Annotated in this window: 16 protein-coding genes; 8 read left to right on the forward strand and 8 right to left on the reverse strand. The window is 66.8% G+C overall.

What is annotated here, in order from left to right; translation table 11 throughout:
- Together nrfD and ABFX54_RS51565 are read right to left on the reverse strand one after the other, a co-directional pair.
- Positions 1-683: NrfD/PsrC family molybdoenzyme membrane anchor subunit (gene nrfD / locus ABFX54_RS51560; protein WP_346114592.1), on the reverse strand; the 683-nt coding region annotated here is incomplete at its 3' end.
- A gap of 181 nt (positions 684-864) precedes the next feature.
- On the reverse strand, positions 865-1671 hold the full coding sequence (locus ABFX54_RS51565; RefSeq protein WP_346114574.1) for a 4Fe-4S dicluster domain-containing protein: 807 nt from the start codon (positions 1669-1671) through the stop codon (positions 865-867).
- 113 nt (positions 1672-1784) lie between these two features.
- Between ABFX54_RS51565 and ABFX54_RS51570 the strand changes: the two genes are divergently transcribed.
- The 5 genes from ABFX54_RS51570 to ABFX54_RS51590 all read left to right on the forward strand — a co-directional run bounded on the left by ABFX54_RS51570 (position 1785) and on the right by ABFX54_RS51590 (position 7195).
- The gene (locus ABFX54_RS51570) at positions 1785-2900 is read left to right on the forward strand and encodes an MntP/YtaF family protein (protein ID WP_346114576.1); all 1116 of its coding nucleotides are present in this window, start codon (positions 1785-1787) and stop codon (positions 2898-2900) included.
- A 123-nt stretch (positions 2901-3023) separates the two neighbouring features.
- Positions 3024-3983: a hypothetical protein gene (locus ABFX54_RS51575; RefSeq protein WP_346114578.1), complete on the forward strand. Its 960-nt coding sequence runs from the start codon at positions 3024-3026 to the stop codon at positions 3981-3983.
- Positions 3980-6175, forward strand: a complete 2196-nt coding sequence (locus ABFX54_RS51580; RefSeq protein ID WP_346114579.1) for a hypothetical protein — start codon at positions 3980-3982, stop codon at positions 6173-6175. Before ABFX54_RS51575 ends, ABFX54_RS51580 begins: the two co-directional genes overlap by 4 nt.
- A 254-nt stretch (positions 6176-6429) precedes the next feature.
- A complete protein-coding gene (locus ABFX54_RS51585) occupies positions 6430-6612 on the forward strand; it encodes a hypothetical protein (protein ID WP_346114580.1) in 183 nt (60 codons plus the stop codon).
- A gap of 58 nt (positions 6613-6670) precedes the next feature.
- Positions 6671-7195, forward strand: a complete 525-nt coding sequence (locus ABFX54_RS51590) for a PASTA domain-containing protein (protein ID WP_346114581.1) — start codon at positions 6671-6673, stop codon at positions 7193-7195.
- A gap of 294 nt (positions 7196-7489) precedes the next feature.
- Here the strand turns inward: ABFX54_RS51590 and ABFX54_RS51595 are convergent, their stop codons facing one another.
- From ABFX54_RS51595 to ABFX54_RS51610, 4 genes are all read right to left on the reverse strand, one after another.
- Positions 7490-7837 (reverse strand): hypothetical protein, encoded by a 348-nt coding sequence (locus ABFX54_RS51595; protein WP_346114582.1) that lies wholly within the window; start codon positions 7835-7837, stop codon positions 7490-7492.
- A 13-nt stretch (positions 7838-7850) separates the two neighbouring features.
- Complete coding sequence (locus ABFX54_RS51600) at positions 7851-8153, reverse strand: hypothetical protein (protein ID WP_346114583.1); 303 nt, start codon at positions 8151-8153, stop codon at positions 7851-7853.
- Between the two features lie 274 nt (positions 8154-8427).
- Positions 8428-9021: a recombinase family protein gene (locus ABFX54_RS51605; protein WP_346114584.1), complete on the reverse strand. Its 594-nt coding sequence runs from the start codon at positions 9019-9021 to the stop codon at positions 8428-8430.
- Between the two features lie 1842 nt (positions 9022-10863).
- Entirely contained in the window at positions 10864-11124 is a 261-nt protein-coding gene (locus tag ABFX54_RS51610; protein WP_346114585.1) for a GntR family transcriptional regulator, read from the reverse strand.
- 95 nt (positions 11125-11219) lie between these two features.
- On the opposite strand from ABFX54_RS51610, the gene ABFX54_RS51615 reads away from it, so the two are divergent.
- From ABFX54_RS51615 to ABFX54_RS51625, 3 genes are all read left to right on the forward strand, one after another.
- Positions 11220-11540, forward strand: a complete 321-nt coding sequence (locus ABFX54_RS51615; RefSeq protein ID WP_346114586.1) for a hypothetical protein — start codon at positions 11220-11222, stop codon at positions 11538-11540.
- Positions 11541-11921: 381 nt separating this feature from the next.
- Entirely contained in the window at positions 11922-12476 is a 555-nt protein-coding gene (locus ABFX54_RS51620; RefSeq protein WP_346114587.1) for a hypothetical protein, read from the forward strand.
- A gap of 973 nt (positions 12477-13449) precedes the next feature.
- Positions 13450-14208, forward strand: a complete 759-nt coding sequence (locus tag ABFX54_RS51625; protein WP_346114589.1) for a helix-turn-helix domain-containing protein — start codon at positions 13450-13452, stop codon at positions 14206-14208.
- Positions 14209-14771: 563 nt separating this feature from the next.
- Here ABFX54_RS51625 and ABFX54_RS51630 read toward each other — a convergent pair.
- Positions 14772-16379, reverse strand: coding sequence for a recombinase family protein (locus ABFX54_RS51630; protein WP_346114590.1), 1608 nt, complete (start codon positions 16377-16379; stop codon positions 14772-14774).
- 100 nt (positions 16380-16479) lie between these two features.
- Positions 16480-19649: formate dehydrogenase (gene fdh / locus ABFX54_RS51635; RefSeq protein ID WP_346114591.1), on the reverse strand; the 3170-nt coding region annotated here is incomplete at its 5' end.

A 19649-nucleotide genomic window follows, 5' to 3' on the forward strand; every position in this document is an offset into this window, starting at 1 on the left:
CACTCCACGGCCGCGCCCAGCACCGCCGCCCGGCGTGCCGGGGCCGACTCGGACAGCGGCGCGGCCAGCAGGCCCAGCCCGCCCGCCGACGCCACGGCCGACCCGGCGAACAGGAACGGCATCTCGCGGTAGCCCTCGTGCCAGGACGGCACCGCCGTGTCGCAGATCAGCGCCGCGGTGTACGTGGCCACCGCCGGCCCGATCGCCCCCGCCGCCAGGGTGGCGGCCCGGCCGAGCCCCGGATACAGCCCCGAGACCTCACTGGCCGCCGCGATCCCGGCCGCCGGGGCGAACCCGCTGAGCACCCAGGTGCCGACGCTCATCGGCGAGGTCACCTTGAACACCCGCAACATGTTGAGGAAGCGCTCGGGGCGGCCCAGGTCGTGGATCAGGCAGTAGAACGAGCCGCCGATCGCGCACAGCGCCCCCACCCTGCTCGCCCTGGCCAGGCGCGGCCTGCCGGTCAGCTCGGCGGCGGCGGCCAGCGTGGACGACGCGCCCGCCAGGCCGCCGAGGAACAGGTAGCCGGCGATGTCGGGCGCCTCCCACGTCGGCGCGTTCAGCACGGGGCGGCCGTAGTAGGAGTCGAAGTCCGCCTTCGGCACCATCAGCCGCTCGCGCCTGCGGCCCGCCGAGCCCGGCGTGGCCTCCCGCTCGCCGCGCAGCCCGGCCGCGCGGTCCATCCGCACATCGGTCTGGCTGACCGGCTGCTTCACCGTCTGGCTCACGATCGCCGCCCCCGCCACCCGCACGTCCACGTCACGCCCGCGGCCCCCGCCACGGCACACGTCCACGTCACGCCCGCCGCACGTGTCGCCTCATATGTCCACGTCACGCCCGCCGGAGACGCCCGTACCCAAGTGATCATCTCGTCCGCCCTCGCCATGCCGTGGCCGCGATCCCCGCCAGCAGGGCCACGGCCGCCACCCCGACGTGCCGCCACATCGACGGCAGGTCCCTCGTGGTCACCACCGGGTCCGGCGGCAGGCCGTACACCTCGGGCTGGTCCAGCAGCAGGAAGAACGCGCCGGTGCCGCCCACGCCGTCGCCCGGGTCGTGGCCGTACAGGCGGGCGGAGGTCGTGCCGGCGGCGCGGACCTGCTCCAGCCGCCGCTCGGCCCGCTCGCGCAGCTCCTCCAGATTCCCGAACTGGATGGAGTCCGTCGGGCACGTCTTGGCGCAGGCCGGCTCCTCCCCGGCGCCGAGCCGGTCGTAGCACATCGTGCACTTGGCCGCCGTGCCGCTGCTCTCCCGCTTGCCGATCACCCCGAACGGGCACGCGGGCACGCAGTAGCCGCACCCGTTGCAGACGTCCTCCTGCACCACGACCGTGCCGAACTCGGTGCGGAACAGCGACCCGGTCGGGCACACGTCGAGGCAGGCCGCGTGCGTGCAGTGCTTGCACACGTCGGAGGCCATCAGCCAGCGGAAGTCCATGTCGCCGACCCCGGGCTCCTGGTGCCCCAGCGGCCGGCGCTGCTCGACGAACGCCACGTGCCGCCAGGTGTCGGCGCCCAGCCCCACGGTGTTGTCGTAGGACATGCCGGTGAACTCCAGGCCGTCGTCGGGGACCTGGTTCCACTCCTTGCACGCCACCTCGCACGCCTTGCACCCGATGCAGATGCTGGTGTCGGTGAAGAAGCCGTACCTATCCGGTGCTACGTCCGTCACGGGAAGCCCTCGAATGATGAGTGTCCAAATTATGGCCCTGACCTGGGAGAACGCTGTGGCGTCTCTCAGCGGCTTGCCCGGGTCGGAGCGGGACAAACCTTCGCCGGGCCCTCATGACGGACTTGGCCGCAAATTCCCCTGACAACACCAACGGCCCCAAGCCGGTGCTCGAACACCTGCTCAGGGCCTTGACCCCCGCCTGCTTCACCAGGAGAGGACCCATGACCATTAGTAACATCCCTGAGCCCGAAGATGTCTCCGCGCTTATCAGCCAGACTGAGGCGTTCTTGGCCGCCCATGTGCCGGTCGAGCAGCCCGCTCCCCAGCCCTCCGCCGCCGTGCCCGCAACCGTGACCGGTGAGACCAAGCGCGTGCGTCAGCTCCGGGCCGAGGTCGCCGAGGCCCGCCACTTGGCGGAGCTCCAGGACGACGACACGCCCCTGATGCTCGACTCCCCCAAGGTGCGCAAGCGCCGCCGCGCGGCGTACGAGGCTGCTCGTCTGCACGAGCTCGCCCAGGACCCGATGATGAAGGCGTGGCAGGCCGCGCGCATGCGCAAGCTCCTGGTCACCGTGGCCATGGTGTCGCTGACGCTCGCGCTGGCCTGGTCGACGGCCGGTGTCCAGGTGTTCGCCTCGGAGGGCGCTCCGGCCTGGTCGCCGTCGTGGGTGTTCGCCTGGCTCGTTGAGCCGTTCATGTCGATGGCACTGCTCGTCATCGTCGGCGCTCGCGCCTACATGGCCACGCACGGTCAGCCGATCGAGTCCAAGACGCTCACGCGGATCGAGTACCTGTTCCTGGCCCTCACGCTCGGCATGAACGCCTGGCGTCACCTGCCGTGGGTGGCCGCCGATTTCTCCCTGTCGGCTCTGGTCCTGCACATCCTCGGGCCGGTCGTCGCCGTGGCGATCGTGACCGCTCTCCCGATCATCCTGGCCGCGTTCTCCGGCCTCGACCACGGCCGCCAGTCGGTGACCCCCTCTGGCTCGACCCGTTCGGAGACCTCGCGGCCGTCGACCTCTCACCCCGCTGACCTGCGGTCGGAGAGGGCCACGGAGAGCGCTCCGGTCAAGCCTGCTCGCGGTAAGACCCTGGCCGACCACCGGACTCAGCTCACGCTCCTGATCGCGAACGGTGACCTTCCTGAGCAGCCCTCTGCGGAGCGCATCCGTAAGGCCCTGAATTGCAGCCGGGAGACCGCGCAGATCCTCCGCGACGAGCGCCTGTAACCCCCAAACCCGAAATCGCCCTCACGAGGGCCCACGAAGCCACAGACACAGAACGACCCCGGTCGGTGCGCCAACACCGGCCCGGGGTCTGAGATCCACCCCTGCGCTTACCAGGAGCGATCCTTGAACCACCGTACCGGCATCCGCCGGGCCGAACTTCCCACCGATCACTTCACGACGATCAGCAACAGGTGGGTCCGTGACAAGCGGCTGACCTGGAAGGCTCGCGGCGTCCTCGCCTGGCTGGCCTCCCACAAGGTCGGCTTCCGGATCTCGGAAAACACCCTCATCGCCGCAGCGCCGGACGGACGCGACGCCGTACGCGGCGCTATCAGGGAATTGGAGAGGCACGGCTACCTCATCCGGGAACGTGAGCGCGCCAGCAGCGGGAAGCTTGGGCGCGTCGACTACATCCTGTGCGACCCCTGGACGGCCGGAAATCAGCAGGTCAGCACCAACGACGGATTTTCCGTCCCTGGTGGCAGCTCCACCCCCGCGCCTACGCCGGAAAATCCGTCGCAGGTCATGACCAGCGGAAACGAGGTCGACGCCCAGGCCGCGCCTATGACGGATAACCCGTCGCAGGACGTGACCAGCGGAAACGACGCATCGTCGCAGGTCGGCACCAACGACGGAAAATCCACCCCTATAAGAAGAACAAAAGACCAGAAGACCAAGAAGAAAACCAGTGATCATCTTCTCGCCGTAGGCGAGCGTACGGTCCGTACCGCGCGAGGCTCCGCGCAGACGCCTTCGGCGAATCAGGAAGATCTTTCTCGGCTGGCTGGTGACGTGCTCGGCCAGATGCCGGACCACTACCGGACGGCTCCGGCCTGGCTGCGCTCCCGGATGCTCAAGCGGATCTCCGAGGCCCTGGCGGATCTCGAGCCCCTGGCCCTCATCGAGTACGCCCACAAGTTCGCTTCCGACCCGAATTTCGGCGACTACGAGCACATCCGCCGCTTCGCCGACGTGGTCCGGAAGCTGGACGCCGACATCGCCGACAGCACCACGTGCCCCCGCTGCGGCCGTGACCCGCTGCACACCTTCTGCTCCGCCGACGTTGAGGGAGGCACCCGATGAGCGCCGATGCCGTAGAGATCACCATGGGCGGCTCTGAGCGCGTCCCTCGGCCCGTTTCCCTGGCTCAGCCGATCAAGGACACCTCCGAGGCGGACAAAGCCGCTCAGAGCCGCACCGACGGCCAGGGCACTGACCAGGCCGATTCCTCTCCCACACCTTCGCCGGCCGATTTCCACCGGACGGAGCGTCCCCTTTCTCCCCAGGTCGGCGCGCTGCGCTACGCCGTGAGCGTCGTCGGGCACGGCACCCTCAAGACGCCGGTGCACTCCTGGGAGCGCGCATGGGACTGGGCGAAGCTCTCCCACCTGCGGGAGGGCGGCACCCACCGTGGCCAGGTGGCCGAGAAGCACGCGGCCGTCTACACGCAGCTCCAGCAGGCCCGTGCCGCGCGGGCCGGAGCGGTCGCTAAGGCCCTGGCGCTCCCCTGGGTGACCCGCGTACGGATCGGCCGGTTCCCCGTGGCTCTGGGCGCGTGGGGCATGACGGCCGGAGAGGTCGCCTACCTCGCAACCCCCTCTCATCCTCTCCTGTCCCTGCTCGTGGGCGGTTTCAACGGCCTGCTGGCCGATGCCGTGGCGGCCGTGGCGAGCATGGCCAGTCCCGTTGCCCTCCCTGCGGCCGGTCTGGCTGGCCTGGCCGTCGTGGGCGGGAGCATCCGGCGTGAGCACGAGCGGCGTCGTGCCGAGCTCCGTGTGCGGGAGGGTGCCGACGTCGGCATCACGGAGGACGGCACGAGGCTCCCCGCGATGCCGATTTCCGACTGCTCGACTCCGGCCGCCGCCATGGAGGCCGTACGCCGGGCCCTGGCTATCGAGAAGATCAACGTCCGGCCGCTCACGGCCACCGCTACGCCCTGGGGCTGGGAGGTCATCGTCCAGATGCGCCAGGGCAAGCCTGGTGACATCACCCGCGTAGGCGCTGACCTGGAAACGCTGCTCGACGTTCGGGAGGCCGGAGTCCTGGTCACGCCGGACCGGGAGCGCCGGGCCCGGGTGACCCTGCGGGTAGTCGAGTCGGACCCGTGGGCGGATATGCCGTCCGCTCCGGACTACTCCGCAGGCCGGAGCGTCCGCGATGCCATCTGGCTGGGTCAGAGGCTCGACGGTGCCCAGATCAGCACGGCATTCGCCAGCAAGCACAGCCTCATCCTGGCCGCTTCTGGGGGCGGTAAGTCCATCCTCCTGCGGGCGATCGTTGACGGCCTCGGGGCGGCCGGAGACACGCACGTCTGGGACCTTGACCCCTCCGGCGTCGGCCAGGCTCCGCAGGCGGCCGTCATGGGCCGGGTGGCTCTCGACCCGGAAGCCTGTGAACAGGCCCTTACCGATGCGGTGGCCATCGCCGTTGCCCGTACGCGGCTCCTGCGGAAGCTGGGCATGGGGGACTCGTGGCAGGCCACGCCGGAGCGTCCGGCGCTGGCCGTGATTGTCGACGAGTACCCGCGCCTGACTCCGGCCGCCCGCGAGGCTGCGGTGTCGCTCCTGAGGATCGGCCGGAAGGCGGCCGTCTTCCTGATCTTCGCCAGCCAGGATGCGAAGAAGGACACCCTTGGAGACAGCATCGCTGGTCAGGTGGCGTTCCGGGCAGCCGGGCCTGGTCTCCAGGACTGGCAGGCTGACCTTCTGTTCGGTGCCGGTGCTCGCGCTCGTGGGTGGGACCCGGGCCGCTACCAGCCCGCCACGTCGGCCGATTCTCCGAACGACGCAGGGACGTTCTACCTGGCCGGTGCTGGTGAGGACATGGCGCTCCCGATGAAGGTCGGATACATGTCCGGCAGCGTTGCCCAGGCCAGGGCCGAGGCGTACGCGGCCGGGGGCCTCTGCCCCCAGCTCGACACCGAGACGCTCGCGGCGGCCGGACTGGACGAGACCAGCGTGTACGTCCGGACGGACGCTGACGAGCTCGACTCCGCTCCGGCTGAGGCCGCGCCGGTGCCCGCTGAGGCCGTGGCGCTCCTGGTGGCCATTGCTGACGACGTGCAGGCGTGGGGCACGGAGTGGGTTCCGGCCGCAGAGCTCGCGGCCATGGCAGCGCGCCGGATGGGCTGGGAGCAGGGCAAGGCCGCAGAGATGCGTACGGCCGCCCTGCTCGACGCTGCGGGCATCCCCTCTCGGCGCCGGTCCTCCGGCATGGTCCGGCCGCGTGCGGCGCTCCTGACGGCCGCTGGTCGGGATCTCCTGGCCACCGCGTAGTTACACGCTCTGTCACGGCTCACGGGTCTGCACGCGGGTCTGCATCGGTCTCCACGGTGCAGGCCCGGTGCACACCCTCAATGCACACCTCTTGATCAGCAAGAACGGCCTTGCAGGTGGGGCCCTGACCACGAATCGGCCGGCATAGGGGCGCAACCCTCCCACCTGCGGAAACGCGAGAGCCCCTCTATCCCTCCGGCCACCTGCATACCTCCCGGAAATCTCACGCTCAGTATCAGAAAGGACGTCCCTCCATGACTCTCCTCATCGCCCTCCTGATCGCCGGTCTCCTGGTCGCGCTGATCTCCCACAAGCGCAACCCGATCAAGGTCTGCCCGAAGTGCGGAGGCGCCGGTGTCCTGCCCTCGGGCGTGTGGTCCAAGCGCTTCCGGCCGTGTCCCCGGTGTGGCAGGAAGGGTGAGATCAGCGCCCGCTGACCAGGCCGATTTTCCAGAAAGCGCCGTTGAGTATCATCCTCAACCCGGGAAGGGGAACATGCGAGCGATCAAGGTAACGGCCGGAGCGGTGCTCGGCATCATCGCCCTGGGCGCGCTGGTCGACGGCTGCTCAGACCGACCGAGCTACACGGCCGCCACGGCTACGCCCACGTCGACCTGGGCGCCGGAGGCTCAGACGTTCTACGCGGAGCACCGGACCATGCCGGACGTGCGCGGCTGGTCGCTCAAGCGGCTGAACAAGCTGTTCGACCCCGTCAGAGACACGGTGTACGTGGCCGAGAAGACCAGCGCGAAGCTGCTTGAGGGCAAGAGCAAGGTGACCAAGCAGGAGCCTGCGGCCGGTACGAAGCTCGTGGAGGGCCAGACCGTCAAGCTGTGGATCACGGTCGGCACCAGGCCCTCCCCTGCGACCCTGGCTAAGCAGCGCAAGGCCGAACGGGAGCGGGAGCGCGACAGAGAGCAGTACCGCGAGCGTCTCCGTAAGGCCGGTATCGATCAGGACCGCAACAGTCATCGGGACCGTGGAGAGAGCCGATTCTGTAGCGGCCGTTGGTGGTGCTGATCAGAGACCAGAGAGCCCCGTGGGGGGAGATCCCCACGGGGCTTTCGTACGCCCTCCGCTGGCTCTCAGCCTAGTAACTGGTCGCACCCGGGGAGGGGTTCGCCGGCCGATTTCCGCGGTTGATGTTTCCCCAGGTCAGAAGGGGTGTCGGTGGTGGTTGGCCTGGTGAGTGGCCGGGGAGCTGGAGTTGGGTTCCTGTTCCGTGTTTCGAGTAGTTGGGACCCAACTCCAGCCGTGTGAACTTCCGGGTTTCGGGGATCGGCTGATCAGCCGGGGTAGTTACTGAGTTGCCTCCTACAGCACGTGGAGGCTGGTCGAACGGCCGCCCATGAGCTGCTCGCGGCCGAGGACCTCGTACACCCTCCCGGCAGCCTTGAGAGCCTCCAGAGCCGCGCGGAAATCGGCAGGGCTGGACCCGGGATAGTTCTCCAGGAAATCCTTCTCGACATCATGCGTGTGCGCGGGCCTCACATTGTTCGTGTAGCTGTTGATGATGCTGATCAGGGTTGCGCCAACAGTGGACATCCAATCCTGCTGCTGCGCTTCCTGCTGCTGCATTTTCCGGAGTCGCTCAGTTTCCGCACGCTGCGCGAGACGCTCAGGGCTCCAGAAGCCGGGAGTGTTTGAATTCAGGGGGTTCATAGGACTGTTCCTTTCAGTTATTCGGACTTTTCCGAGGGCTCTTGCTCTTGGGTCGCTCGGGCATCGGGCACCAGTAAATGAATGCCTTGCGAGTCTCCTGATCAGTGATGATGTTGGCCACGGCGACCAGGCCAAACACAGGAACGAGGCGTGCCAGGTACCCGAAGCTGGTCGACTGGCCGTGCGTGAGTCGATAAATCTGATAGTGCGTGCTATCGATCATTCCGGCCAGCCTGTATGCGGTGACGCCCTTTTCTGCAAGCATGGACTTGAAACTCTCCGGGGATATTGTCACCCCGGTTCTAATTTTTCTCATGGCTACCATGGTAGACACAATGAGCGGAGTGATAGTAATTCCGACAAATGCGCTGGTCGACGCTCCAGGCCACTGTCATGGATAAGAGCCAGAAACGTATTTGGAAAACTAGGCGGGGGGCCCTTCAAGGGCCTGACTTAAGGGTGGTGGGGGTGCCTTTTGTCAAGGGGCGGGCCCGACGAGCAGGCCGACGACGGCCGCCCTGCCCCTAGACATGACGAGAGCCCCCACGCTCCGCAGGGGAGTGCGTGAAGGCTCTGGATAGGGCTCTGAGCTAGACGCTCGCGGTCGGCTGCTCAGCCTTGAGGTAGCCGTACACGGTGGTGCGCTTCACGCCCAGCTCATCCGCAATCTGCTGAACGGTCCACTTGCGCTTGCCGTCCTGCCCGGTCTCGTCGTACATCTCGCGGGCAAGCTGGGCCTGACGCTCGCGGAGAGCCTTGGGACGGCCACCGCTACGGCCACGTGCCCGTGCGGCGGCCAGGCCGTCACGGGTGTTGGCAACGATCAGTTCCCGCTGAAACTCGGCGAACACGGAGAACATGCCGTACATGGCACGCCCCTCCGGAGTGCGGGTGTCAATGCCCTGCTCCGTGACCAGGAGGTGAATGCCGCGCTCACGCAGCTCCGCGCCCAAATTCACCAGGTGCACCATGGAACGGCCGAGACGGTCAAGGCGGGTGACCACGAGCGTGTCTCCCTCGCGGAGCATCTTGAGCACGAGGTCGAACTGAGGACGGCTGCTCTTTGAGCCGCTGATCTTGTCCAGGTGGATGTTTCCCGGCTCGACACCGGCCCTGGTGAGAGCGTCGTACTGGTGGTCAGGGTTCTGGTCGTCCGTGGAGACTCGCGCATATCCGATCAACATGTGTCGAGAATACCACGACGACACCGTTTATCGTCATAGTTTCTCGACACGATTTTCCGACAATCCCGTGCTGGGCGAACGCCGGACGGCTGAGAGTGTCGGCAAACGATCGTTTTTCGACACCCAAAGGGGAGAGTCGGGAGAGCCCATGAAGCCGTGATGCCATGACGTCACGAGCCCATGGCGGCATGAGGTCAATGGACGCCCGCCCGGTGTCGAGATCGCATACCTTCGGCCGTATGGAGTACATCTGCGAGGTCTGTAAGGGCCACGTCACGCCTGACCGCCGAGGCAAGATCCGCGTAGAGGGCGTCACGCATACCAGCGCGCCGAAGGCATGGGTGTGGGGACCTGTGCCCTGTCACGACGCATGCCGTACGGAGCTACGGACGCCCTATGACGACCGCGTGAGCGTGGAGGGGTACCGACTCACGTGGCAGGACATGACGGCCTAGCCGGTCATCTCTGTACACGAGGTGAGTCATGGGGTCAGGGGCGGCCGGACGGCCCGCCATGGCGTCAGATACTCCGTACTCCTGACGGGGCATGGGGTCATCAGTAGTGACCCCTGGCGTCATGACGGCTCGACGCCGTGATGGCAGGAAGGCATGAGCCCGTGGAGTCATGACGGCTTGACGGCTCGACGCCATGAGGCCGTGGGCTCATGACGTCACGGTGAATATCGGTCAGACCGACGTTAGGAACACGGAGCACGGCCGGACGGCCGACGAGTCCGGCCTGGAGCTCAGTACGTCAGCTATTTCACGTACGGGGAGACGTACGGCCGAGGGACGCCGGTCCCGACCGGTGCCGATTTTCCGGGGAGTGGTCGACGGCCGCGCGGGGAGCTGCTCGACGACGAGCGCCAGGAGCACGGCCGCCGTGGTGGTCGACGAGCGCTAGGGCGTGAGGCTCGAATAGGCCACTGTCGACAAGGTCACGGCTCACTCTCGCGTCCCTCCCCCGGAAATTGGCAGGGGCAGAGCCTGGCGTAGTTGGTGGGCCGGGAACGGCCCTGCGGGGAGCTGGTGGGCAGGGAGAGGCCCTGCGGGAGCTGGGAGCGCCTGAAATTCGGCAGAGGGCTGTGGAGCGCTGGGAGCTGGAGAGCACCGGGAGATCTGGCAGGGGCCGTGAGGAGAGTTCCTGTGTGTGTCCTTGGGAGAGTCTGTAGGGATAGCCGCTTGCCGCCCGCCGATTTTCTGAGCGGTGTCTGTGCAGGTCAGAAGGGGTGCGATTTTTGCCGGCCTCTGGCGCTCGGGGTAGGAGCCGCACAGGTCATCGCAGGGTAGGCAGGGGAGCTCTACGTGGTGGCTGTGCAGATCCACCCGGGCCGATTTTTCCGGCCGTGTCGACGTGCTGTGCCAGCGGGAAAATCCGATCGGACGTTGGCCGATTTTCCGGGAGGGGAGAGGCGTTGCGTTGCCGGGAAAATCCGCCCTGGCTCCCGCCGAATTTCCGACCAGGACGTTTTTCCTGGTCAGTCCAGGGGTCATTTTCCGAGACTCGGATTCCCGAGCTCCTACCCTCCGGGTATTAAGACTGGAGTAAGACCCCCCTACCCCCCAGCACGCGCCTGCGGTGCCGGAGACGGGGGAGGGGAGATCAGCGACGAAGGACAGGCCCCTGGTCGCGTCGGAGCTCCTGAGAGCGTGGCTGGGCTGCTCTCCCTGCTGAAAAAAACCGCTCTGGCTCTCGCCGAATTTCCGATCGGAGCATCTATGCAGGTCAGAGGGGGTGAGAATTTGGCCGGCATGGTCTGCGGCTCGACGCTTCCGCAGGTCAACCGCTGGCCACCGAGGGGCACGGAAAATACGGGCCGGGAATTTCCGCTCGTGCCGATTTTTAGCTCTCCGGCTGCTCTGGCCAGGACTCCCGGGGAGCAACGAACGTGCCACGCCCCTGCACGGTGACGGTCCAGCCCTCTTCGCCCAGAGCTCTCATGGCACGCCGGACCGTGCCGCGCGCAACGCCGTGCTCTTGCTGTAGCTGAGCCTCGCTTGGCAACGGCTGGCGCGGCTCGAAGTCACCGGCCTTGATCCGCTCACGGATGATCGCGGCCAACTGCTGCCAGAGCGGCGTGGGGTCGAGCTGGTCAATGGTCACGGCCCCAACGTTATGTACGTGCAGGTCAGGGAGTTGCGGACGGTCCGGATTGCCGGGGGTGTACAGGATGAACGAGTAGGCCGTACAGTCCGTACATGGCTGACCACCGCCACACCGTTGAGGGCCTCGCCGCCATGTACGGGCACACGTGGGTCATCAGCACTGACCTAGTGATCGGTGTTGCCGCGTACAGGCGCGTCAACCTGCCGATTTCCGCGTTCGGAGAGCGGCTCAACGTGCTGGTGGCCAGTGACCTTGTCGAGCTGGCCGCGAGGCTGGCCGAGCAGGAGCACATCCCCATCCGGGGCCGCGTGCTCCCCCGTAAGCCCCTGGCGCTCGCTGCTGCCCCCAACCACACCCATAGGCCGGTGAGCGCCAGGCCAGAACGCCTCTGGGAGGGTCACACCCAGGGGTAGGTGCATGCCCCTGCCGAGTCCTGGAGGGCTGGAGGGCCTCCCCACGATCGGCAGGGGCACGCACCGTAGATCGGGGGCTGTAGACCTCTCTGACGGCCGTAGGCCGCTCCTGGCATCCGTCTATCCGGAGTGATCGTATTCGCGCGTCACGCGCGCTCTCAGGGATCTGCTTCGGGGTGATGTCCAGTGTCGGAGGCCGGAGCTCCCGCGTGCCGGAGCGGCGGCCGGGAAGCAGGCCGGACAGCTCCAGACGGCCGCCTAGACGCCCGGCCCTCGGATGAGCCTTCCAGACCACCCACAGCACTCCGGGGGCACTGCAAGCCATCACGATTCGAGAACGTCCGCGTCCATGTGCGGCACACTGCGGCTGGAATGGAGCGTATGGAGCAGTGGGCGAAGCTGATCGAGGCCATCGCGGGCCTTATAGGCGCAGTGGCGTGGCCCGTGGCTGTGGTCCTCGCAGTGTGGCTGATCATGCGCAGGCACCGAGATGCCTTCGATCGTCTACTCGACCGGCTGAAGACGCTGACATATCCGGGCGGCCAGGTCGACTTCGACGCTGTGGCCGAGGAACAGCAACACCAGGTTGAGGTTCTCTCAAAGCAGATTGCTGACAGCGACACAGACGACATGGGCCGTCGTTTGTACGCGCAACTACTCGCAGAACAGGCTGAAAGGCTGGGTGAGCTTAAATATTCGGCCAGGCTGCAAAAGGCGCTGAATGCCCCTCCCGCCTCCTCTAGTGCGATCCAGGGACTTTATGAAAACACTGTGAGTCCGAGTTCGGTGAACCGCATAGCAGAGGCAATGGCGAAATTTTTCCAGGATGCGACCGAGCATACTCGACGGACACTTGCTGAGCGTGAGGAAAGTGATGCCAAAGATGGCAATGATGGCGATGACGATCCTCCATTAGCCGTCCCAGCCAAGAGATAGCTCGACGAACCCGAGCGCATTAGCGAGCGCAGAAATCAAACCACTTGTCGAGAAGCCCTGAGAGGCCCTCTGAGCCGATTTCCGGCTGTAGGCCGACCGAGAGATCGGGGGGCCGGGAAACCGGCCGCAGAATGGCTCTCAGCCTTCCCTGGCTATGTATCCGAGAATCTTGGGCCGTAGGCCATGCCGGGAATCCATGCCTCTGCCGATTTCCTACTGAACCCACCGGGAATGCCCCTCAGATCGGGGTTCCCCCGGTGCCGCGAAGCGCGCGCCGGTGTAAAGACGAAGTCTTTACACAAGAACTCATCTCTCTAAAGGCTCTCTATAACGCGGCAAGATTTGGCCCCATCCACCGGCAAGATTTGGCCCCATCCACGGAGGGGCACCGGCAAGATTTGGCCCCATATATTGCATCAGTGCAGGTCAGAGGGGGTGTCATTGGTGCCCGCGTGCCCTGGGTGGCCTCACTGGCTAGGGCATCTGAGGGAGCATCCCGGCATCGGTGCAGGTCAGCGGCCTTACCACCGGCACTATTTGGCCCCATCACCTAGGACACATGGGGAACCACCATGAGCGGCCGGGGGCCCGGAATCCGGGCACCTTACGAGGCAAATCCCAACTGGCGGGAGCCCACAAACGGTCCCAACTCTGCATTGTGAGAATCTGCCAATCGGCTACCTGGAGAGTCAGCGATCACGCCTCCGACCAGGAGAAACGCTCGCGGCTGTGACTCGCATGTCAGGACCCGACAAACTTTGCCGCAGAACCCCAACTCGCCTTTGTGCACATCCGCCAAAAGGCGGGCAGCAAACCTACTCCGTGCCCGCATGACAAAGCATTCGCGGCTTTTTGTGAAATCAACGTCTGTGCCATTCCGGCTACAGTCAATGGCGGAGGAGAAACAAAAAGGGCCCGGGGTGCGAGCAACACCCACGGGCCCGAGGACACGACATCAACGTAAAGGAATGCAATGCACATCGTAGCAGACGAGCGCGCCCTTGAGCGGTTCGCACGGCTCCCGGAGACCTTCATCTGGTCGGGCATGATCTCGCACAACGGGATTTGTGTCCTGGCCGTTCTGCACTCGCGCCTTTACCTCGGAAATCCGGTGCGTTTCACGATTGACGAGCTGGTGACGCTTTCCGGTCTCAGCGCGCGGACGGTCAAGCGTGCTGTCTCTGAGCTGCGGGAAATCGGCCTGATCGAGGTCACCAAGACTAGGGGCGGGAACGCCTATCAGCTCTTCGTCGGCGAGATCCCTGGGGACACCTACCGTGGCCGGGATTCGGCCAAGGTGAGCCGCACGGCGTACGCCCAGGTCTTCATGTGGATGACGGCTAGCTCTGTGTCGTCGGCCGCGCTCCGGCTCTGGCTCATGCTCGACAGGATCGGGCGGGGGCACCATGACAGGCCGGTGTTCTCTTCTCAGAAGACGCTGGCCGGGTACATGGGCGTGAAGGAACGCCAGATCAGGAACCTTCTGAAGGAACTTGAGAACGCCGGGATTCAGGTGTCCGAACGGCCTGACCCCATGGGCGGTAACCAGTACTGGCTGATCCGTGAGCGGCCGATCGTCGCCGCCGCCGATTTCAAGCCGGAGGCCGACGAGCAGGAGACCGAGCAGCTCGACGACGAGCCCGAGGCCGAGCAGCTCGACGACGCCAGGGTGCCGGAACTGGGCGGGGTCGTCGTCGACATGCGGGAGTATCAGCGGCGAAAGGCCGGATAGGCATCTGATCAGCGCTCCCGTGCCCTGGGCGCAAATCGGCCGGCGACTGTCCGGCCTCTAAGAAATCCGCTGGTCAGCGTGATGAGGCCGACCGGTGGACCAGGCCAGAGCCAGACACGACAGAGCCCCCGTTCCCGTTGTGGGTCGGGGGCTCTGTGCTGTGAGGCCCTGAGAGCCTCTGTGAGCCGATTTCCGGCCCGGCTGTTCCGGGCCAATATCAGACGATTCCCGGGCTTGGCAAACAACATCCCAACTCGTTGAGCTGTGACGTTTCCCTCTTCGGCAGGGCTTGTGCATCCCAACTAGCCCCTCCGTAGCGTCGTGCTCGTGATCAACCCGACGACTGCGGAAGCGGTGAATAACGCCCCTGTGCGCACGATGAATGACCAGGAGCCCGTCAGCGAGGACGAGCGCAAGCGTCAAGCGTGGCTGGAGCGCCACGCAGCACTTGCCCCTCGGCTCTCGCCGGAGGAATGGGCAGCGGCCAATACCTGCCTCGGCATTCGCGTGAGCGGAAGTCGTGTGTCCGCTCGCCCGGGGCGGCAGGCCGCCTAAGTGTCGTTCTACTTGAACGGTGACCCGTGGATCCACACCGGCTCAATCAGGTCCGGATTGAATTTCGGGGACCGCACCATCTTGCCGCCGGTCTTGCTTTTCATGAGCGGGATCGGATGGATGATTACCGCCTTCAAGTACTTGCCGAGAAACGCCTGCTTCTCATCCAGCGTGGCGTCGTCCCAGCCCCTCCTGACCGCTTCGGCGAAGTCAGCGTCGGCAACAACCTGAGTTGTGGCAGCCCGGTTCGCCATCAACTCCACCTTCTCGGTCTCCAGATCCTCGGACATAGCGAAGTACCGGTCGGACGACAGTTTCTTCGCCTTCCACCGCTCGTACAGGTCCTTCATCAACCCGTCGATGTCGTCGAGCCGAGTTCGCACTGCAAGCTCCTCCGGCGTGTCGCGCGGTTCTTCGACCACGCCGCCGCTCATCTGCTGGTCGTGAACCATGAAAATCAGGTCACGGATCAGTTCGTCAACGGGCGGGCCCGTCCGGCTGTTGCCCTGGCATTCGTCACGCTCTACGCCGGTGCAGTAGTAGAAAAAGTTCTCCTTATACCGCTTCGACGGGCGGATAGCGTTTCCTGCCATTTTCAGATGGCCTTCGCAGGCACCGCACCGGGCGAAGCCGGTCAGCAGGTACTTGCGAGCGCTACTTCCCCCAGGCAGCCCCGTCGGCTTCGCGTGCTTGCCGATCTTTGCGATCAACCTGTCCCACTCTTCCCGGGTGATGACCGGCTCCCACTGGCCGAGCACTTCCGTACCGTCCGGCCGGGTGACGATCTCCAACTCATTGACGTACGCGCCCTTGTCGTTGAGCCACTGATTCACACGTCCCCGGTATCCGCAGAGACGCGGATTCCTCAGCATCAGGAGCAGATTTGTCCACACCCACTTGTTGCCACGAGGCGTCCTGATTCCGCGCTCAGCCCAGTCGTTCACGATGCCGCCGACACGGACACCCGCCAGTATCTTTTGCACGGCTTCACGGATCAGCTCCGCTTCAACAGGCTGGAGGGTAGTCCTGTCCTTATTCCAGCCGAACGGACGCCACGGGCTCTTGGAAACGCCCTTCTCGGCCAGTTCCCGGTGCATCCGCTTCACCCGACGAGCCGTGTCGGCGGACGCCTTAGACGCCATGGCCACCATGACGCGCGCCATTGCTACGCCGGAGTCCGTGTTGAGGTCGAGAGAGCCGGTCACCCCCTCGAAGCGCTTGCTCCGGAACTGCGCGATCTCGATGGCGTCTTCGAGGTCGCGCGGATCGCGCGCCAGGCGATCGATGTCGTAGACCACAACCGCATCGATCACACCATGACGGAGGTCAGCCAGCATCTGCTGCCATACGGGGCGGATCACTCGCCAAATGAAGTAGGAGTCGCCGTCCTCGCCCCGTACCACCCGCCGCCGCTTCTTGTAAGCGCTGGTGTCGTTCTCCTCGTAAACCCGGGTCTCAGATGCCCCCCGACGCAGGGCGTGGGCGGTGGCGTCTTCGAGCTGACGGGCTACGCCTCGGCCCAATTCCTCACGATCGTCGGAGATGCGGACGTAGAGGCCAACGCGCAGGCCAGATAACGTGCGGGCACCCTCAGGGAGCAGGTCCGAATTGTTCATGCCTGCCAGTATATGGAGCATATGGGTGCACCATGCTAGTGTCGGTGAAGAAGCCGACCCTGCCGCCGTCGAGGCGTTCGTCCAGGTCGAAAGCCACGGCTCACGCCTCCGTTCCGGTGCCGGCGGTGATGCCCGCGCGCCGCTGATAGGACCTGACCAGCTCGGGCAGCGCCGGGCCGCGCGGCCTGCGTCCCGGGCGGATGTCCGCCGACAGGGCCTTGACCTCCTGGATGTGCGAGTTGGGGTCCAGCGAGATCGCCGACAGCTCGTTGGCCGCGTCGCCCTTGGCCAGCCCGTTGGGGCCGTAGTGGAAGGGCAGGCCGATCTGGTGCAGCACCCGCCCGTTCAGGTGCAGCGACGGGATGCGGTCGGTCACCAGCACCCGGGCCTCGATGGCGTTGCGCGCGGTGATGATCGTGGCCCAGTCGCCGTGCACCAGCCCGCGCTCGGCCGCCAGCGCGGGGGACACCTCGCAGAACATCTCCGGCTGCAGCTCGGCCAGATAAGGGGTGAACCTGCTCATCCCGCCCGCCGTGAAGTGCTCGGTCAGCCGGTACGTCGTCACCACGTACGGATAGACCGACGCCCCCGGCTCGTTTCCGCTCGGCTGGTAGCGATTGTCGGGATGCGGATAGAGCTTGCGGACCGGGTTGCGCTGCCGCCCGTAGAGCGGATTGGCCACCGGCGAGTCCTGCGGCTCGTAGTGGGTCGGCAGCGGCCCGTCCACCACCCCCGCGGGGGCGAACAGCCAGCCCTTGCCGTCGGCCTGCATGATGAACGGATCGGTGCCCGACAGCGCCGCCACCCCCGACGCGCCGGGCGGCGGCCGGTAGCCGGGGCTCTTGTCCCGCTCGAAGTCGGGCACGTCGTGGCCGGTCCACCGGCCCGCCTCCGCGTCCCACCACACCAGCCGCTTGCGCTCGCTCCACGGGCTGCCGTCCGGCCTGGCCGAGGCCCGGTTGTAGAGCACGCGCCGGTTGTCCGGCCAGGCCCACGCCCACTCGGCGGCGATCCAGTCCTGCTCGGAGCCGGGTTTGCGGCGGGCCGCCTGGTTGACGCCGCCGGCGTACACGCCGCTGTAGATCCAGCAGCCGCAGGCGGTCGAGCCGTCGGCCTTGAGCCCGGCGTAGCCGGACAGCGGGCGCCCGTGCTCGTCCCAGCCGTTGATCTCGGCCAGCACCGCCTCCGCCGACGGCTCGGCCGTCTCGCCCTCGACCGGGTAGTCCCAGGTGAGGTGGAGCACCGGCTCGTCCATCGGGTCCTGCGAGCCGGCCAGCTTCTCCCTGATGAGGCGGCCCAGGTGGTACATGAACCACAGGTCGCTGCGGCAGTCGCCGCGCGGCTCGACGGCCTGGTGACGCCATTGGAGCAGCCGGTTGGTGTTGGTGAAGCTGCCGGCCTTCTCCGTGTGGCAGGCCGCGGGCAGGAAGAACACCTCCGTGCCGATGTCGGCCGTGCGCAGCTCGCCCGTCTCGATCTCCGGGCCGTCCTTCCACCAGGTGGCGCTCTCGATCAGGTTGAGGTCGCGCACCACCAGCCAGTCGAGCTCGGCCATGCCGAGGCGCTGCATCCTGGCGTTGGCCGAGCCGACCGCCGGGTTCTCGCCGAGCAGGAGGTAGCCCTTGCAGGTGCCGTCGAGCTGCGCCAGCACCGTGTCGTACGTGCTGTGCGAGCCCGTCAGCCGGGGCAGCCAGGCGAACCGGAAGTCGTTGTCCGCCTGCGCCGCATCGCCCCACCATGCCTTGAGCAGGCTGATCAGATAGGCGGGCATGTTCGCCCAGAAGCCCTGGTGCGGCGCGTCGGCGCGCAGGAAGTCGTGCAGCCGCTCGTTCTCGTGGGCGTGCGGCATCGGGATGTAGCCCGGCAGCAGGTTGAACAGCGTCGGCACGTCGCTGGAGCCCTGGATGCTGGCGTGGCCGCGCAGCGCCTGGATGCCGCCGCCAGGGCGGCCGATGTTGCCCAGCAGCAGTTGCAGGATGCTCGCCGCCCGGATGAACTGCGAGCCGTCGCTGTGTTGCGTCCAGCCGACCGCGTAGACGAACTCGGCGGTCTTGTCGGGCCCCGAGTTCTCCGTCAGGTGCCGGCACACCTCCTCGAACAGGTGCCGCGGCACCCCGCACACCCGCTCGACCATCTCCGGCGTGTAGCGGGCGTAGTGGCGGCGCAGCACGTTGAGCACGCAGCGCGGGTCGCGCAGCGTCTCGTCGCGCCGGGGCCGGCAGTCCAGCGGGACGCCGGTGCTGCCCTGGACCTCGCCGCGCCCCGGCGTCTCGTGCGCCGGCCGGTCGTAGCCGAAGTCACGCTCGCCGGACGCGGGGACCGCCGCCATGCCCTCGTACTGCCAGGAGTCGTCGTGGTACGCGCGCGTCTCGGGGTCGAAGCCGGAGAACACGCCGTCGAGGTCCTCGGCGTCGCGGAAGTCCTCGCGCAGGATGGTGGCCGCGTTGGTGTAGTTGAGCACGTACTCGTGGAAGTACAGCTCGTTCTCCAGCACGTGGTTGATGATCGCGCCGAGGAAGGCCACGTCGGAGCCGGCCCGGATGGGCACGTGCAGGTCGGCCAGCGCGCTCGTCCTGGTGAAGCGCGGATCGACGTGGATGATCACCGCGCCGCGCGCCTTGGCCTCCATCACCCACTGGAAGCCCACCGGATGGGCCTCGGCGAAGTTCGAGCCCTGGATGACCACGCAGTCGGAGTGCTGCAGGTCCTGCATGAACGTGGTGGCGCCGCCCCGCCCGAACGACGTGCCCAGCCCCACCACGGTCGAGCTGTGACAGACGCGGGCCTGGTTCTCGATCTGCACCACGCCGAGCGCCGTCAGCAGCTTCTTGATGAGGTAGTTCTCCTCGTTGTCCAGCGTGGCGCCGCCCAGGCTGGCGATGCCCATGGTCCTGGCGGTGCGCCGGCCGTCCTGCTCCCACTGCCACGTCCCGCGCCTGGTCGCGATGATCCGGTCGGCGATCATGTCCATGGCGGTGGCCAGGTCGATCGGCTGCCAGTCGGCCGCGCCGGGCGCGCGGTAGAGGGCGTCGTACCGCCGGCCGGAGTCGGTGGTGAGCTGGAGGCTGGCCGCGCCCTTCGGGCACAGCCTCCCGCGGCTGATCGGGGAGTCGGGGTCGCCCTCGATCTGCACGACCTTCTCGTCCCGTACGTACACGTTCTGGCCGCAGCCCACCGCGCAGTACGGGCACACGGACTTCACCACCCGGTCGGCCGTGGCCGTGCGGGCCCGCCGCGCCCACGTCGCGGCCGACTCGGCCGCCCGCCCCC

This window comes from Nonomuraea maheshkhaliensis, from assembly GCF_039529435.1.
Taxonomy (GTDB): Bacteria; Actinomycetota; Actinomycetes; order Streptosporangiales; family Streptosporangiaceae; genus Nonomuraea; species Nonomuraea maheshkhaliensis.

Coding starts and splice junctions, on each gene's coding strand:
- ABFX54_RS51570 (WP_346114576.1), top strand. CDS start 1,785: ATGACGGACTTGGCCGCAAATTCCCCTGACAACACCAACGGCCCCAAG.
- ABFX54_RS51580 (WP_346114579.1), top strand. CDS start 3,980: ATGAGCGCCGATGCCGTAGAGATCACCATGGGCGGCTCTGAGCGCGTC.
- ABFX54_RS51585 (WP_346114580.1), top strand. CDS start 6,430: ATGACTCTCCTCATCGCCCTCCTGATCGCCGGTCTCCTGGTCGCGCTG.
- ABFX54_RS51590 (WP_346114581.1), top strand. CDS start 6,671: ATGCGAGCGATCAAGGTAACGGCCGGAGCGGTGCTCGGCATCATCGCC.
- ABFX54_RS51595 (WP_346114582.1), bottom strand. CDS start 7,837: ATGAACCCCCTGAATTCAAACACTCCCGGCTTCTGGAGCCCTGAGCGT.
- ABFX54_RS51600 (WP_346114583.1), bottom strand. CDS start 8,153: ATGAGAAAAATTAGAACCGGGGTGACAATATCCCCGGAGAGTTTCAAG.
- ABFX54_RS51605 (WP_346114584.1), bottom strand. CDS start 9,021: ATGTTGATCGGATATGCGCGAGTCTCCACGGACGACCAGAACCCTGAC.
- ABFX54_RS51615 (WP_346114586.1), top strand. CDS start 11,220: ATGGCTGACCACCGCCACACCGTTGAGGGCCTCGCCGCCATGTACGGG.
- ABFX54_RS51620 (WP_346114587.1), top strand. CDS start 11,922: ATGGAGCAGTGGGCGAAGCTGATCGAGGCCATCGCGGGCCTTATAGGC.
- ABFX54_RS51625 (WP_346114589.1), top strand. CDS start 13,450: ATGCACATCGTAGCAGACGAGCGCGCCCTTGAGCGGTTCGCACGGCTC.
- ABFX54_RS51630 (WP_346114590.1), bottom strand. CDS start 16,379: ATGAACAATTCGGACCTGCTCCCTGAGGGTGCCCGCACGTTATCTGGC.